We start from the raw sequence: 14,685 nt of genomic DNA, 5'->3' as shown, positions 1-14,685 counted from the left end.
GCGAGCAGCCGTTAATCGTTTGTGACTTCCTCGTCCAGCACGCGCTCATACGTGTCGACGAGTTTCTCGCCCACTCGCTCCAGCGAGTGTTCCGCCGCCGTCTCCTTCGCGTTCGCCCCGAGTCGCTCGCGCAGGTCCGGGTCGTCGGCGAGGCGGTCGAGCGCCTCGCGGAACTCCGCTCGCGTCTCGCATTTCAGGCAGTCGTGACCGTGAGTGTAGAACTCCTCGAAGACGGGGATGTCCCGGAGGACGACCGGCTTGCCACACGCCATCGCTTCGAGGACGGCGATGCCCTGATTCTCCGCCTTGGTCGGGAAGCAGTAGACGTCGCCGGCGGCGAAGGCGCCGCGCTTGTCGTCGACCCAGCCGGTGAAGGTGACGTTTGCCGGCGGATTCTTCGTCCAGCGCCGGACCGTCTCGGAGGCCTGCGGCCCCGAGTCGTAGGGGCCGAACCACGCAAACTCGTACTCCGTCTCCTCGGCGAGACGGCAGAACGTCGTCAGCCCCTTGCGCTCGAAGACGTTGCCGACGGAGAAAACGACGAGGCCGTCGAGGTCGAACCGCTCGCGATACTCCTCGCGCAGGTCCTCGAACCCGGCCAGCGACGCGGTGTCGACGCCGTTGGTTATCGGCTGAATCGGCGCGTCGATGGGGTAGGCTTCGAGGATGCGCTTCGTGTACGCGCTCGGACAGAGCACGAGGTCGGCCTGCGAGTAGAACCAGCGGAGATAGCGACCCAGCGGCCCGGCGAGATACGTCGACCCGCGGAAGCTCTCGGCGAAGTCCTCGGCGGTGACGTGGGCGTGGAGGACGAGTGGCGTGTCCGTCCGGGCGGCGTGGCGAGCGACGGCGACGGTTCCCGGTCCGATCATGTTGCAGTGGGCGACGTCGTAGTCGCGGAACGCGCCCCGGCCACGAAGGGCCGCGGCGGCGGTCCCGACGGGTGACTCGCCCCGCCACGGCGACGTGACGACCGACACGTCGGTCGTCGCGAGCGCGGCCCGTTGCTGGTCGGCGGCGGTGCCGATGCCGCTCCGGTCGAGTCGCTCCGCCAGTTCGAGGTAGTTCAACACCCGCACGGGCGGCGATTGCGCGGTGACGCTCTTGACGCTACCGATAGCGCGAGCGCGGCCGTGGTCGGAAGGCCTTTGCCACCCGGCGCCCCGCGCCGTGTATGGGCATTCCCGAGGAGCGCGTGGACCGACTGGCGGCGCTCGCCCGCGACGCCGTCGCCGAGGGCCACGAGGACCGCGCCCGCGAGTACGTCCGCCTCGCCCGTCGCATCGCCGAGCGCAACCGCCTCACCCTCCCGCGCTCGTTCCGGCGGTTCACCTGCGATGCCTGTGACACCTACCTGCTCCCGGGGCGGAACGCTCGCGTCCGCCTGCAGGACGGTCACGTCGTCGTCCGATGTGACTGCGGGGAGACGGCCCGGTATCCGTACGACTGATACCGCCGACTCATGCCGACACTCTCCCCGAGGACGGTAGTATAAAGTTTCAAACCGATTCGGCACCAGGTTCGGCCTATGGATACGCAAGCGCTGCGCAAGCAGGCCCACGACCTCGACGTGACGGTGTGGGTCGGCAAGAGCGGGCTGGACGCGGTCGTCGACGAGTGCGACGACCAACTGACCGACCGAGAGCTGGTGAAGGTGAAGTTCCTGCGGTCGGCCCGCGGTGGCACGGACGTGCCGTCGCTGGCCGACGAGTTGGCCGAGCGGACCGACTCGTCGGTCGTCGAGACGCGGGGCAACACCGCGGTGCTGTATCGATGAGCGCCACGCCCCTCCAGGCCGGTAACGGGGGCGGCATCATCTCGGAGCTACTCGCCGACAGCGGCGTTCCGTACGCCGACACCCTCGGGGCGGCCATCGCCTTCGTCGTCGCCCTCGCCATCGTCTACCTCATCGGCCGCGTCGTCGTCATCCCCCTCGCGGACCGAGTGATGAACTCGCGGGGACTGGAGGTGCACGCTCGCCGACCGCTTCGGAAGCTCCTCCTCGTCATCGTCGTCTTCGCCGGCATCGCCATCGCGTTCGGGTTCGCGGGCTACGGCAACTTCCTGCAGTCGCTGGCGACGATTGCCGCGGCGGCGACGCTCGCCATCGGCTTCGCCATGCAGGACGTCATCGCCAACTTCGTCGCCGGCATCTTCATCTTCACCGACAAGCCGTTCCGCATCGGCGACTGGATCGAGTGGGACGGCAACTCCGGCATCGTTGAGGACATCAGCTTCCGCGTCACGCGGGTCCGAACCTTCGACAACGAACTGTTGACGGTGCCCAATTCCCACCTCACCGACGGCGTCATCAAGAATCCCGTCGCGAAGAAACAGCTTCGCCTGCAGGTGCCCTTCGGCATCGGCTACGACGACGACATCGAACTGGCGAACGAGATAATTCTGGAGGAGGCAGAGGCCCACCCGGAGATTCTCGACGACCCCGCGCCGACGGTCCGACTGACCGAACTCGGTGACTCCTCGGTCGTCCTCAAGTCTCGTATCTGGATCGACGAGCCGAGCCGTGCGGACTTCGTGAAGACTCGCGGCGAGTACGTCACCACGGTGAAAGAGCGCTTCGACGCGGAGGGAATCAACATCCCCTACCCCAACCGGACGCTCGGTGGCTCCCTCGAACTCGACGGCGTCACCGAAGAACGCGTCGTCGACGACTAGAGTTCGATTCGCTCGACCAGCCCGCTCTCCTCTTTCGTGTTTATCGCGACGATGCGGACGTACTCCTCAAGCATCGAGTCTTCGAGTTTCTCTTTCAGCAGGTTGTCGACCTGGTAGACGCCCGCGGCGTTCACCATCTCGATTTCGACCAGCACCGGCGCGTCCTCGCCTTCGGCGAGCGTGACGTTGCGAATCGCCTGACTCGAGAGCGTGTTGATGCCACGCCCGCCCTTCTCGTAGGGGATGCGTGACCGCCCGCGCTCCATATCGAGGGCGTCGGCGACGCGGATGACGCCGGCCTCGCGGGTCAGCGGGTCCTCCTCCGTGTGGTGACAGAGGATGGCGTGGAGCGTCTCGGCTTTCACCCGCACCGCGTCGGCCGTGTCGTAGAACTCGGGGAGGAGTCGGTCGAGGAGGTCCGCCGCCAGCGGGATGGAGTAGTAGGCGTGGCGGTCACGGTGGACGACGTGGCCCACGTCGTGGAGCGTGGCCGCGAGGGCGACGATGACGGGTTCGTCGGCTTCGTCGAGGCCCTGGTCGCTCGCGCCGTTGAACGGCACGTCCGCGCGCTTCAGCAGTTCGTACAGGCGGAGCGCACGGTTGCGGACGATGTCGATGTGTTTCGGGCCGTGGTCGTTGTACTCCTTTCGCGTGACAGCGTTGACGTTCTGGGCTTCGAGATACGCCGTCACCTCGTCGTCGTCGAGCAGCGTCGACAGGACGCGATTCAGTCGCTCGTCGGGGAAGGCGTGGTCGGCGTCGGGGTCATAGGTGTAGCGGCCGTCATCGTCCGTGCTCATACGGGTCGTTTCGCGTCGGCGGAAAAAAGTGCGCTGGCTTCAGCGCCGTGCCTCGGCGGCCGCCTCTCGCACCGCGTCGTAGTCCGGTTCGTCTTTCGCGCTCCCGCGCCAGACGTACGTCACCGTCCCGTTGCCGTCGACGACGAACACGGACCGCTGTGCGACGCGCATATCCAGCGGCGAGAACGTCGTCTCCACGTCGTACGCGTCGATCAGTTCGCGTCGCTCGTCGCTGATGAGGCCGAAGTTGAGGTCGTTCTGTCGCCGGAACTCGTTGAGCGTGAACGGGAGGTCGACGCTGATTCCGTACACCGTCGCGCCGACATCCTCGAAGTTCGACAACTGGTCCCGGAACGTACACATCTCGGTAGTGCAGGTACCGGTGAACGCCGCGGGGAAAAAGGCGAGGACGATTGGCGCTTCCTCCAGGTGGTCCGAGAGGGTGAACGTCTCGACGTCGCTGTTCGCGAGCGGAGCGGTGAAATCGGGTGCCTCGTCGCCAGTGTCGAGCATAGCTATCCGTTGGTCGACCGCTGTATATACCCTCGGCTGCCGGCGATTCGTACGTGCTACGCGGGGAGCGTGTCGGTCGGTCGGCTCGTGAGTGGCGACTCGGGTCGCCCCCGTTTTGCGAGAGTCAGGACAGCAAAAAGCCTATAATTGCGAACTGGCTAGCAGGTGGTAGTGATGCAAAACGCAATCGTGCCACTGTTCCCCGGGTTGCCCGGCGGGCCGGAGTTGCTCATCGTGCTCTTCGTCCTCGTCTTGCTGTTCGGGGCGAACAAAATCCCCAAGCTCGCCCGTTCGACCGGGCAGGCGATGGGTGAGTTCAGACGCGGCCGCGAGGAGATCGAGGAGGAACTGCAGGAGGGCGCCGAGGAGTCCAGCGCCGACGCCGACAGCGACGTGTCGAGCACGGAGTCGTCCACAGAGTCGACCGCCGACGCCGAGAAGTCGAGCTGATTCCACGGCCTCTCTCCCTTTCTCCGTTTTTCACCGCCCAGCGGCATCGCTCTGAACCGTAACGACTGTACGCTCGCTCCACCGTCGATGGGTATGCATCGCGCTCGCTCTCCTCCGCACACCGCTCGGTCGCCGGCATCCGTCCGCCGTCCCCCACGATGAGTGAATCCGCACCCCTCCAGACGCTGGAGGTACTCTGTCTCGTCGCCCTCGGTGGCTTCGCGGGCGCCAATCTCAGACACGCCTTCGCGCTCGCGATTCCCGGCCTCGGTGGCACACTCGCCGCCAACGTCCTCGGTTGTCTCGCCCTCGGCGTCGTGGTCTACGAGGCGGAACTCGCGGGCGTGCTCGCTCGCGAGACTCGCTACGCCGTTGCGACGGGATTTCTTGCCTCGTTCACGACCTACAGCACGTTCGCGCTCGAAGTCATCCAGTCGCCGACGCCGGCCGGTCTCACCTACGTCGGCGCGACGTACGCACTCGGATTCGCCGCGGTCCTCCTCGGTCGGCGATTGGCCCGCATTCTGGCGGGGGTGGCGGGATGAATCCGGCGTATCTGATCGGCACCGGCGCGGCCGTCGGTGCTGTCTTGCGCCATCTCACGGGACAGTGGGTCGGCGGCCTGCGCGTGTTCGACGACCGTCGCTTCCCGTACGCCACCGCCACGGTCAACGTCGTCGGCGCGTTCGTCCTCGGCCTCGTCACCGCGCTCGGTGCGCCCGATAGCGTGCAGTATCTGGTCGGGACGGGTGCCTGTGGCGCGTACACGACGTTCTCGTCGTTCTCGGTCGACGTGGTGCAGCTGTGGGAGACGGGTGCGCGACGCCTCGCCACGTGGTACGCCGCGAGCACGCTTGCCGGCGCTCTCGGGAGCGTCTGGCTGGCGTTTGCACTAGTCGGGTGAGAAGTCGACGGGGTGACCGACCCCAAGGACCGTTACTGCGGTTCGCAGGGCAGCATCTCTTGGTCGTAGTCCTGGTCGCCGACCACGACGGCCGCACAGCCGCCGATGTGACCGAAGTCGTAGTTACACTTGTACTCGTAGACGCCCGGTTCGGGGAAGTAGTGGGTGACTGGCTCGCCGCCCATGTCCTCGTTCATCTCCCATTCCGACGCAACCTCGGGGTTCCATGCCCTCCGCCCGCTCTCCGAGGCCGACGGGTACATCGACGTGACGCTGTGGGAACTCAGGCTCTCGGTCGTCCACTCGACGACGGTGCCCGGGTCCACCTCCGCGACCATGGGGATGAACGTCTTGTTCTCGTTGGTGACCGTGAACGTGGGCGCGTCTTCCGGCGGGCCGGAGGGCGTCGCCGTCGCAGTCGCCGTGGGTTCCTCCGTCGCCGTCGCCGTCGACGTTGCCGTGCCCTCGCCACCGTTTCCACCGCTCGAACAACCAGCGAGTGATCCGACGAGTCCAGCTGCCGCCGCCACAATCTTCCTGCGACTATATGTCATGGTTCGGTCGTGCAAGGCGCTTAGCGATACCCCTTCAAAAAACATTCGAGGTTAATCGGCGCACGTCTGTTCGATTATCAACCACCTAGATCGGCCAACAGAGTTTATATTCGTGAACGCCGTCATTCGCACAATGGCTATCGACGACGCCGAGAGCTCCGTCAGTTCGGAGTTCGACGGCGCAGTCGCCGACAGCGAGGGTCATCCCGGGAACGACGACACCGACCTCGCGTCACTACTCGCAGCCGGCGAGGCGGCGGCGACCCGACTCAACGCCGTCGTCTCCCAAGAACTCGAGGCCGGGACGCCCGTCGTCAAGGACCTCTGGACGTGGGAGGATTACAAAGCCGAGTTCTACTACGACGACGACGGGACGCCGCCGACCAACAGCGAAGGGGAGCCGGTGCCGTTCGACCCGAGCGACGCCCTCGGATTCGACCCCGAGAAGACCGAAAACGTGCTGTCGTACGCCCAGAATCTCGGCGCCCAACTCGACGACGTCGTCGACGAGCGGACGGTCGACGTGGACGAGAACCTCGACGAAGACGCCTTCTTCACCACCGAGTTCGGCACCACGACGGTCACCAACCGCTACGACTTGGAGAAAACCGTCCCGCTGGAGAAGAAACTCCACTTCCGGGAGATAGACCGCTACTGGGTGAACAAACCCTACGCGTTCGTGGTCATCTTCCAGTCGAGCAAGGAAAACGAGAAGAAGTACTACGTTATCCAGCCCCACACGACGCCCATCGAGGACGACCTCCTTGAGTTCCTCACGACCAAACTCCAGAACGCCATCAAATACGCCGACGTGGAGGTGGCGAGCGGCCTCGACGAGCGAGAGCGCGTCATCCAAGACGAGACGTACGACCTGCTCGAACGGTACGACCTCTACGCTCGGACCGATGGGACGAGCCTCCTCGACACCATCGCCCGCCGTGCGGGCGTCGAGGATGCCGAGGGGACGGTCGGACGGCTCCTCTCGCGACTCGGCTGGCGGCCGGCGACGACGGAGGTGGACGAGGAACTGTCCGGCCTGAGCGTCCGCCCCGAACCCGCTATTATCGAGGAAGACCCCGACGACCTCTCGGAGTACCAAGTCGAGAAGCTGCTCTACTTCCTCAAGCGGGACTTCATCGGCTACGAGCGCATCGACGGCATCAAACACGACATCAACGTCGAGGACATCTCGTGTGACGGCTACCACTCGCCCGTCTTCGTCTACCACAGCGACTACGAGCAGATCATCTCGAACATCTACCACGGCGACGACGAACTCGACGATTTCGTCGTCAAACTCGCCCAGCGGTCGGGGAAGGGCATCAGCAAGCGTCGCCCGCAGGTGGACGCCACCCTCCCCGACGGCTCGCGTGCCCAGCTCACTCTCGGGAAGGAAGTGTCGGACCACGGCACCAACTACACCATCCGGCAGTTCAAGGACGTGCCGTTCACGCCAGTCGACCTCATCAACTGGAAGACGTTCTCGCTGGAGGAGATGGCGTACCTGTGGCTCGCCATCGAGAACAACAAGTCGCTCATCTTCGCGGGCGGGACGGCGTCGGGGAAGACGACCAGCCTGAACGCCGTCTCCCTCTTTATCCCCTCGAACTCCAAAATCGTCTCCATCGAGGACACTCGCGAGGTCGAACTCCCCCAGCGCAACTGGGTGGCGTCGGTCACGCGGCCCTCCTTCTCCGACGACGAACAGGGCGAAGTCGACGAGTTCGACCTGCTGGAGGCCGCCCTCCGCCAGCGACCCGAGTACATCGTCATGGGCGAGATTCGAGGCGAAGAGGGGCGGACCCTCTTCCAGGTCATGTCGACCGGGCACACCACGCTCACCACCTTCCACGCCGACTCCGTTGGTGAGGTGCTGAAGCGATTCACGACCGAACCCATCAACGTCTCGAAGACCATGTTCTCCGCGCTGGACCTGGTGTCGATTCAGACCCAGACTCGCGTGGGCGGGCGGAAGGTGCGCCGGAACAAGAACCTCACCGAAATCAACTTCTACGACGCCGAGAACGACGAAATCAACGTTCAGGACGTCTACCAGTGGCAGGCCGAAACGGACGAGTTCCTCCGGATGAGCAACTCCAACACCCTGGAAGAGATTCGGTTCGACCGCGGGTGGACTCGAGCTACGTTGGAGGAGGAACTGTTCAAACGGCAGGTCGTCCTCGCGTACCTCATCGAGAACGGACTCAACACCTACACCCAAGTGGCGGCGACGGTGCAGGCGTTCATCAACGACGAGGAGACCATCCTCGCGCTGATGGCCAACGACCACCTCGAACGGAGCCTGGAGGACCTCCGCGAGATGGAATCTGTCCTCATCGACATCGACCCCGAGAAGGAGGCGATGGTCCCGCGCCCGGACCCGGCGGAGGAGGAACTGGGTCGGTGTGCGGACATCCTCGAACGCGCGGAGACGGAACTGCTCGAGGAGTACCGCGGCGAGGCCGTGCCCGGTATCGAGACGGCGCTCTCGGACGTGTCTCCCGAACCGGACGTGACGCCCGACCCGACGCCGTCGTCGACGCCCGACGTGGGCGAGGACGCCCCCGCGGACGAGGAATCGACCGATACGTCTCCAGACGAGGCGTCCCCCGACACGTCACCCGACGAATCACCGGCGGGCGAGCAATCGGCTGATCCAGACCCCGTCCCAGAGACGGAGACGGGAACGGAGATGGGGGCCACCGGTGGCTCGGCCGACCTTGACGAGGAGATTTCGTTCGGTGGCGAAACGGGCGCTGGCGAGGATGACTACGGCATCTCCTTCGACGACGGTGCCGCGTCGGTCGGGGAGTCGACCGAGGGCAACGAGTCGGTGGACGGGTTCGACACCGGTGCGACCGACGATTCAGGCGAGTTCGACACCGGTGCGACCGACGATTCAGGCGAGTTCGACACCAGCGCGACCGACGATTCAGGCGAGTTCGACACCAGCGCGACCGACGACTCGGACGAGGACGAATCCGACGAGGACGAGAAAACGGACGACTCGGCCGCCGAGGCGGCGGACACGGCGGACGTAGACGAGTGGGGGTTCGGTGACGTGACCGACGCTGACGCGGACACGGAGGGCTAACGTGAGTCTGGACTCTGCCGGGGGACTGGACCGCAGCGTCGACAGCCTCGGTGACCTGTTCTACCCGCTGTACCAGCTGATATTCGACGACGATGGTGACTTCGTGAGCGAGGTCGAGACGAAGCTCGTGCAGGCGCGGATGGCGACGACGGTCGAACTCTACCTGTCGCGAGCGCTCGCGGTCGGCGTCCTCCTCGGCGGCGTCCTCTGGATAGTTGGCACGCTCCTCGGCTACAGCCTCTTCGCGTTCGGCATCGTCACCCCGGAGACGTTCTCGACGGGTGCGCGCATCCCCAACGAGACGGTCGTCGCCATCTTCGAACGTCTCAAAGTCCCCCTCGCCATCGGTATCGTCGGTATCCTCGCCGGCTCCATCGGATTCACGACGGGGTTCGGGACGCTCATCGCCATCCCCTACTCGAAAGCCTCCTCCCGGGAGCGCGAAATCAACATGCTGCTCTCGGACTCGATTTCGTTCATGTACGCGCTGTCGGTCGGGGGACTCAATCAACTTGAGATTCTGGAGGCGATGGCGCGCGCCGACGACACCTACGGCGAAGTCGCACGGGAGTTCCAGAGCATCGTCCAAGAGACGGAGTACTTCGGGACGGACTACCGCAACGCCATCCAGCAACAGGCCGTCGAGACGCCGAGCGACGACCTCTCGCAGTTCCTGACGGACATGCTGTCTATCGTCAACTCCGGCGGGAACATGCAGGCGTTCCTCTCCGACAAGAAGGACAAGCACATGCGGACCGCCAAGCAGCAACAGGAGGTCACCCTCGACACGCTGGAACTGTTCGGCGAGATGTACATGACGCTCTCGCTGTTCCCGCTGCTGCTGATAATCATCCTCGTCATCATGAGCATGCTGGGCGAGGCCCAGTCGTTCATGCTGTTCGCGACGGTCTACGGCCTGATTCCCATCACCGGCGTGATGTTCATGGTGTTGGTGTCGACGGTGAAACGCGACGAACCCGGTGACGGCTACCTCGAAACGCCAGGTGGGAACGACCGCACGCAACGAGCGTCCAACGACGGCCTGTTCAGCCTCGGCCTCATCGAGAACTACGTGGGCGAGTTCGGCATCTTCGACCGCATCAAATTCCGCGAGGGAACCTTCCAGACCAAGCAGCTGCTCCAGAAGCCACACCTCTTCTTCCGCAACCATCCCGGGTTCACGCTCGCGTTGACCGTGCCCGCTGCGCTCGTGTTGGTCGGGTTCGCCGCGGTGAGTGGCGCGGCGCCGACGACGTGGGACGGTCTGGTGCAGGCACCCGTCTGGGGGACGTTCGTCTGGCTGTACGTCCCGCTCTATCTCACCCTCATTCCCCTCGGCGTCTTCCACGAGTGGAACGTCCGTGCTCGCGCCGCCATCACCGGCAAGCTCTCCGACAACCTCCGGAAACTGTCGAGCGCCAACGACACGGGCCAGACCCTCTTGGAGTCGATTCAGACCGTCGCCGACACGTCCTCCGGGAAGCTCGCAGACGAGTTCGACGTGATTTACGCGAAGGTGAACTACGGCATGAGTCTGCGGAACGCGCTCATCGAGTTCAACAACAAGTACCACGTGCCGCGACTGGCGCGGACGGTCAAACTCATCGGGAAGGCACAGGAGGCGTCGAGTCAGATCACGCAGGTGCTGACGACGGCCGCGCAGGCGAGTGAGAACCAAGACGACATCGAGCGCGAACGCCGGTCCCGGACCCGGATGCAGGTTGCCATCATCCTGATGACGTATCTCACCCTGCTCGGAGTCATGGCCATCCTGAAGACGCAGTTCCTCGACGTGATGGCAGGGCTGACTCAGCAGGCGGGAAGCGGCGGCGGTGGCGGTGGTGGCTCCTCGCAGTTCGGTGGCAACATCGACACGCAGCTACTCTCTCTTCTGTTCTTCCACGCCGTGACCCTCCAGGCCATCCTCTCGGGTATCATCAGTGGCTACATCCGGACCGCTCGGCTGATGTCCGGAGTCAAGTTCGTCGTCATCCTGCAGACAATCGCACTCGCCGTGTGGTTGGTGGTTGGATGAGTCGCGGCCAGACGACCATCGACTTCGCCATCGGGACGAGCGTCTTCCTTCTCGTGGTCGCGTTCGTCGTCGCGTTCATCCCCGGCATCTTTCAGCCGTTCACCGGCGGGCCACAGGAAGAGCTTGCGGGCATCGACCGCGTCGCCGATACGGTCGTCTACGACCTCCTCGACGGCGACGGTGACGGGAACCGCGCGACGCTCGACCGTCGGTGTACGATTGCCTTCTTCGACGATGACGGGACCGACACAGGGTGTGCCTTCGACGACAGCGAACCGCTTTCCGAACAGGTGGCGCTCACGAGCGGCCACCACGCGAACGTGACCGTCGTCGCGGGCGACCCGGACACCGCTGGCGGCAGTCAGTACCCCGTCTGTGCCGACGGCGGCCAAATCACGGTCAGCGACACCGATACGTGTTCGAGTGGGGTCGCGCTCGACGCCGGCGAACCGCTCCCGCCGAACGGCGCGTCGGTCATCGGCCGACGCGTCGTCTCCGTCGACGGGATTACGGCGACAGTCGTCGTCAGGATGTGGTAACTCGTGCGCGCACAAGCCCACACGCTGGAGGCAATCGCGGCGAGCCTCATCGTCCTCGCGAGCGTCGTGTTCGCCCTGCAGGTGACGGCAGTCACGCCGCTGTCGGCCAGTACGGCCAGCCAGCACATCGAGAACCAGCAGCAAGCGTCGGCGGAGGGCGTCCTCGACGCCGCCCGCGAGAACGGCGCCCTCGACGCCGCCGTCACCTACTGGGACGACACGAACGGGACGCTCCACGGCGTCACGGCGGGTGCGTACACGACGGACGCGGAGGTCAACCAGACGCGGTTCGGCGCGATGCTCCTCAACACCTTCGAGTCGCGTGGCGTCGCCTTCAACGTCTACTTCACGTACACGACGGACACGCAGACGTTCGTCAGCAAGCAGTTCATCTACCGCGGCGAACCCAGCGACAACGCGGCGACGGCGTCGGCAACGCTGTCGCTCTACGACGACCACCCGCTCTACGACGCCGACGGTCACCCGACCGACACGACGGTCAACGAGTCGGCGTCGTATCGGACGTACATCCCACCGGATTCGACGACTGGGCTGTACAACGTCGTCCGCGTGGAGGTGGTGGTATGGCGGATGTGAGGCGTCACGACCGGGCGCAACTCCTCCTCGTGGGTGCGCTCGCCCTCGCAGTCATCCTGCTCTCGCTCAGTATGCTACTCAACTCCGTCATCTTCACGGAGAACCTGGCGACGCGACAGACTCACGCCGACGCCGAGAAGGTGAGTAGCCTCGAATCGGCCGTCGTCGAGGGGGTCGGCGGCGCTATCGAACACGCCAACCGTCGCGATACGACCAGTTTCGCCGACCGGAACGACACCTACTACGACGTGACGAACGCGCTGATACCCACCCTCGCCAACTACTCCGCGACCGACGGCGTGGCCGCGGGTATCGAGCGAGACGGCGTCTACCAGGGGACCCGTATCGTCGACGCCAACCGGTCGACCGGACTGACAAACCGCGCCAACGAGTCGGACTGGACTATGGTGAACGATTCACGCGTCCGCGCGTTCCGCCTCCAAGTCAACGTCTCCTCGGTCGAATCCGGTGACGAGGTCCACATCCAACTCGACAACGGCACGACTCACGAAGTCATCGTCGAACCCGACGGCGGCGGCGGCGCGCACGTCCGTATCGAGCGCCCGGGTGACACGTCGACGTGCGCGTTGGAAGCGGGGCAGATAGACGTCACTGCCGGGAGCGTCGACGGCGAGTACTGTCGCGGACTGGCGGACCTGAGTACCGACGCTCCCTTGGACGAGCCGGTCAACGTCTCGGTCACGAACGGTGACCAGATTCGGGCCACATACTCGCTCGTCGTCGACCGCCACCAGACGGGGCTTCGCACCGCCGTCGACGCCGACAACTACCCCGGGAGCTGTTCGCCCCCGAGTCCGCCGACCTACGGCACGGCGAGCGGCGACGACCCGTACACGACACCCGCCATCTACGCCGCGACGACGTACCTCGACGCCGGGACGACGGACCTCGACTACCAGCGGACCCTCCGACTCGCGCCGGACGAGGTCGGTCCAGCCGCGACGGGGCCGACGTTCACGACGTTCAACGTCACGGCCGGCGAGACGTCCACCATCGACTGGAAAGTGGCCGATCCGGACGGCAGCAGTGACGTCGGGACCGTCAACATCAGTATGGCGTACGCCTCCAACGGGACGGGCATCGCCGACCAGACCTACAACGGTGATACGGACCAGACGACGACCTTTACGGGCGTGCCCAACGACACGGCGGTGTACGTCAACGGGAGCGTGTCAGACGGGGCCTCGCTCCGTCAGGTGACGGAGCGACACGACACCGGGGGGTGCTCGCCGTGACGCTCTCTCTCGACCGCCGGGCCACGTCGACGGCGCTTGGTTACGTCCTGTCGCTCGGCATCGCCGCCATCCTCATCACGGGACTGCTCGTCGCCGGCGGCGAGTTGGTGCAGAATCAGCGCGAGCAGTCCGCCCACACCGAACTCGAGGTGATCGGACAGACCATCGCCGACGACTTGGCGAGCGCCAGCAGACTCGCGGACTGTGACTCCTGTGAACTCTCCCTGCGGATTTCCGTCCCCGACCGCGTCGCCGGCGAATCGTATTTGATCGACATCGTCGAAGTCGAAGCCAACCCGGCGTACCCCGAGTACATCTACCGACTCGACCTGGAGACCGGTCGCTCCGGTGTCACCGACTCCGTGATGGTTCGGACCCGACTGCCCGTCGCGGAGACGAGTCTCGCCGGCGGGTCGCTCGTCGTCGACTACGATTCGGGGGCGGGGCAGTTGGAGGTGCGAAATGCCTGACCGAGCCGTCAGCGAGGTGTTGAGCTTCGTCCTCGTGTTCTCTCTGATCACCCTTTCCGTCGGGACGGTGTCGGTGTTCGGCCTCTCGAGCCTCCAAGACACCCGCAATCTCGAACGCATCGACAACGGCGAACGCGCCTTCGACGTGCTGGCGGACAACCAGCTCGACATCGCCCACGGTGGGGCGCCGTCGCGCGCCACGGAGATCAAACTCGCGGAGACGACGCTCACGCTTGCCGACTCACTGGATTCAGAGGTGACGCTCTCGGACGGGACGTCGCTCGGAAGAACGGAGTCCAGGCCGGTCGTGTTCGGGCAGGCAGGCGATAGCGGGAACCTCTCGCGGGGTGTCGTCTACGAGATGGGCGCCGTCCTGCGCGTCGACCAGGGCGGCGCCGTGATGCAGCGGACGCCCCCGTTCAGATTCGACGAGAATCGGACCGTGATTCACTACCTGACGCTCGAATCGCAGACGGGCACGGTCCAGCGCCGAAGCGGGTCGACGACGGTGCTCGTCCGGTCCGTGCACGGGACGACGACGCTGCTTGCCCACCACGAACCGTCGGACGAAGTGACAATCACCGTCGACACGGAGCCACGACGGGCGGAAGCGTGGAAGCGATACTTCGAAACCGAACTCGACGGGATGTCGGACGGCACGCCCTGTCAGCCACTCGATGGCTCGGGGACCGTCACGTGTTCGTTCGAGACGGAGGACATCCGCATCACGCGGACGACCATCCGCGTCCAGATTGACTGACCGCTGGCTCGTGGCGTTTGCTGGAAGTCAGAATGGT

At 65.2% G+C, this 14,685-nt stretch carries 17 protein-coding genes; 13 read left to right on the top strand and 4 right to left on the bottom strand.

The window, feature by feature from the left end:
* Positions 1–11: 11 nt before the first annotated feature.
* Complete coding sequence (locus BLU18_RS04755; protein WP_092632271.1) at positions 12–1,079, bottom strand: glycosyltransferase family 4 protein; 1,068 nt, start codon at positions 1,077–1,079, stop codon at positions 12–14.
* Between the two features lie 95 nt (positions 1,080–1,174).
* Between BLU18_RS04755 and BLU18_RS04750 the strand changes: the two genes are divergently transcribed.
* The 3 genes from BLU18_RS04750 (at position 1,175) to BLU18_RS04740 (ending at position 2,676) form a co-directional block, all read left to right on the top strand.
* Positions 1,175–1,450 carry a ribonuclease P protein component 4 gene (locus BLU18_RS04750; RefSeq protein ID WP_092632267.1) on the top strand — a complete coding sequence of 92 codons (276 nt, stop codon included), beginning with the start codon at positions 1,175–1,177 and terminating at the stop codon, positions 1,448–1,450.
* A 78-nt stretch (positions 1,451–1,528) separates the two neighbouring features.
* Positions 1,529–1,777, top strand: coding sequence for a YhbY family RNA-binding protein (locus tag BLU18_RS04745; protein ID WP_092632264.1), 249 nt, complete (start codon positions 1,529–1,531; stop codon positions 1,775–1,777).
* Entirely contained in the window at positions 1,774–2,676 is a 903-nt protein-coding gene (locus tag BLU18_RS04740; protein WP_092632260.1) for a mechanosensitive ion channel family protein, read from the top strand. The genes BLU18_RS04745 and BLU18_RS04740 overlap by 4 nt, the downstream gene beginning before the upstream one ends.
* Here the strand turns inward: BLU18_RS04740 and BLU18_RS04735 are convergent.
* Together BLU18_RS04735 and BLU18_RS04730 are read right to left on the bottom strand one after the other, a co-directional pair.
* Positions 2,673–3,476, bottom strand: a complete 804-nt coding sequence (locus tag BLU18_RS04735; RefSeq protein WP_092632257.1) for an HD domain-containing protein — start codon at positions 3,474–3,476, stop codon at positions 2,673–2,675. The two genes, BLU18_RS04740 and BLU18_RS04735, sit on opposite strands and share 4 nt — an antisense overlap.
* Before the next feature lie 39 nt (positions 3,477–3,515).
* Positions 3,516–3,989: a redoxin domain-containing protein gene (locus tag BLU18_RS04730; RefSeq protein ID WP_092632253.1), complete on the bottom strand. Its 474-nt coding sequence runs from the start codon at positions 3,987–3,989 to the stop codon at positions 3,516–3,518.
* A 174-nt stretch (positions 3,990–4,163) separates the two neighbouring features.
* Here BLU18_RS04730 and tatA point away from each other — a divergent pair, with 174 nt between their 5' ends.
* The 3 genes from tatA (at position 4,164) to crcB (ending at position 5,343) form a co-directional block, all read left to right on the top strand.
* Positions 4,164–4,439 (top strand): twin-arginine translocase TatA/TatE family subunit, encoded by a 276-nt coding sequence (tatA, locus tag BLU18_RS04725; RefSeq protein ID WP_092632250.1) that lies wholly within the window; start codon positions 4,164–4,166, stop codon positions 4,437–4,439.
* 158 nt (positions 4,440–4,597) lie between these two features.
* Entirely contained in the window at positions 4,598–4,984 is a 387-nt protein-coding gene (locus BLU18_RS04720) for a fluoride efflux transporter FluC (protein ID WP_092632247.1), read from the top strand.
* Positions 4,981–5,343, top strand: a complete 363-nt coding sequence (crcB, locus tag BLU18_RS04715; protein WP_092632244.1) for a fluoride efflux transporter CrcB — start codon at positions 4,981–4,983, stop codon at positions 5,341–5,343. The genes BLU18_RS04720 and crcB overlap by 4 nt, the downstream gene beginning before the upstream one ends.
* A gap of 32 nt (positions 5,344–5,375) precedes the next feature.
* Here crcB and BLU18_RS04710 read toward each other — a convergent pair whose 3' ends face one another.
* Complete coding sequence (locus BLU18_RS04710) at positions 5,376–5,897, bottom strand: cupredoxin domain-containing protein (protein WP_143025228.1); 522 nt, start codon at positions 5,895–5,897, stop codon at positions 5,376–5,378.
* 133 nt (positions 5,898–6,030) lie between these two features.
* On the opposite strand from BLU18_RS04710, the gene BLU18_RS04705 reads away from it, so the two are divergent.
* From BLU18_RS04705 to BLU18_RS04675, 7 genes are read left to right on the top strand one after another with little or no spacing between them, the layout of a single operon-like run.
* Positions 6,031–8,991, top strand: coding sequence for a type II/IV secretion system ATPase subunit (locus tag BLU18_RS04705; protein WP_092632238.1), 2,961 nt, complete (start codon positions 6,031–6,033; stop codon positions 8,989–8,991).
* 1 nt (position 8,992) lies between these two features.
* Positions 8,993–11,026: a type II secretion system F family protein gene (locus BLU18_RS04700; RefSeq protein ID WP_092632235.1), complete on the top strand. Its 2,034-nt coding sequence runs from the start codon at positions 8,993–8,995 to the stop codon at positions 11,024–11,026.
* Positions 11,023–11,565, top strand: coding sequence for a DUF7287 family protein (locus BLU18_RS04695; protein ID WP_092632232.1), 543 nt, complete (start codon positions 11,023–11,025; stop codon positions 11,563–11,565). The genes BLU18_RS04700 and BLU18_RS04695 overlap by 4 nt, the downstream gene beginning before the upstream one ends.
* Positions 11,566–11,568: 3 nt before the next feature.
* Positions 11,569–12,162, top strand: coding sequence for a DUF7288 family protein (locus BLU18_RS04690; RefSeq protein WP_092632229.1), 594 nt, complete (start codon positions 11,569–11,571; stop codon positions 12,160–12,162).
* Complete coding sequence (locus tag BLU18_RS04685; protein WP_092632226.1) at positions 12,150–13,418, top strand: DUF7261 family protein; 1,269 nt, start codon at positions 12,150–12,152, stop codon at positions 13,416–13,418. The genes BLU18_RS04690 and BLU18_RS04685 overlap by 13 nt, the downstream gene beginning before the upstream one ends.
* Complete coding sequence (locus tag BLU18_RS04680; RefSeq protein WP_143025226.1) at positions 13,415–13,888, top strand: DUF7266 family protein; 474 nt, start codon at positions 13,415–13,417, stop codon at positions 13,886–13,888. The genes BLU18_RS04685 and BLU18_RS04680 overlap by 4 nt, the downstream gene beginning before the upstream one ends.
* Positions 13,881–14,648 (top strand): DUF7289 family protein, encoded by a 768-nt coding sequence (locus BLU18_RS04675; RefSeq protein WP_092632219.1) that lies wholly within the window; start codon positions 13,881–13,883, stop codon positions 14,646–14,648. Before BLU18_RS04680 ends, BLU18_RS04675 begins: the two co-directional genes overlap by 8 nt.
* The last annotated feature ends 37 nt before the right edge of the window (positions 14,649–14,685 follow it).

The sequence above is a fragment of the Haloplanus vescus genome, from assembly GCF_900107665.1.
Lineage (GTDB): Archaea > Halobacteriota > Halobacteria > Halobacteriales > Haloferacaceae > Haloplanus > Haloplanus vescus.
Note: the sequence above shows the minus strand (reverse complement) of the source record. Positions and strands in the feature narration are given on the sequence as shown.

Bases quoted from the DNA above. Each gene is read 5' to 3' on its own strand.
- BLU18_RS04750 (WP_092632267.1), top strand. From the start codon at position 1,175: ATGGGCATTCCCGAGGAGCGCGTGGACCGACTGGCGGCGCTCGCCCGC.
- BLU18_RS04745 (WP_092632264.1), top strand. From the start codon at position 1,529: ATGGATACGCAAGCGCTGCGCAAGCAGGCCCACGACCTCGACGTGACG.
- BLU18_RS04740 (WP_092632260.1), top strand. From the start codon at position 1,774: ATGAGCGCCACGCCCCTCCAGGCCGGTAACGGGGGCGGCATCATCTCG.
- BLU18_RS04735 (WP_092632257.1), bottom strand. From the start codon at position 3,476: ATGAGCACGGACGATGACGGCCGCTACACCTATGACCCCGACGCCGAC.
- BLU18_RS04730 (WP_092632253.1), bottom strand. From the start codon at position 3,989: ATGCTCGACACTGGCGACGAGGCACCCGATTTCACCGCTCCGCTCGCG.
- tatA (WP_092632250.1), top strand. From the start codon at position 4,164: ATGCAAAACGCAATCGTGCCACTGTTCCCCGGGTTGCCCGGCGGGCCG.
- BLU18_RS04720 (WP_092632247.1), top strand. From the start codon at position 4,598: ATGAGTGAATCCGCACCCCTCCAGACGCTGGAGGTACTCTGTCTCGTC.
- crcB (WP_092632244.1), top strand. From the start codon at position 4,981: ATGAATCCGGCGTATCTGATCGGCACCGGCGCGGCCGTCGGTGCTGTC.
- BLU18_RS04710 (WP_143025228.1), bottom strand. From the start codon at position 5,897: ATGACATATAGTCGCAGGAAGATTGTGGCGGCGGCAGCTGGACTCGTC.
- BLU18_RS04705 (WP_092632238.1), top strand. From the start codon at position 6,031: ATGGCTATCGACGACGCCGAGAGCTCCGTCAGTTCGGAGTTCGACGGC.
- BLU18_RS04695 (WP_092632232.1), top strand. From the start codon at position 11,023: ATGAGTCGCGGCCAGACGACCATCGACTTCGCCATCGGGACGAGCGTC.
- BLU18_RS04685 (WP_092632226.1), top strand. From the start codon at position 12,150: ATGGCGGATGTGAGGCGTCACGACCGGGCGCAACTCCTCCTCGTGGGT.
- BLU18_RS04675 (WP_092632219.1), top strand. From the start codon at position 13,881: ATGCCTGACCGAGCCGTCAGCGAGGTGTTGAGCTTCGTCCTCGTGTTC.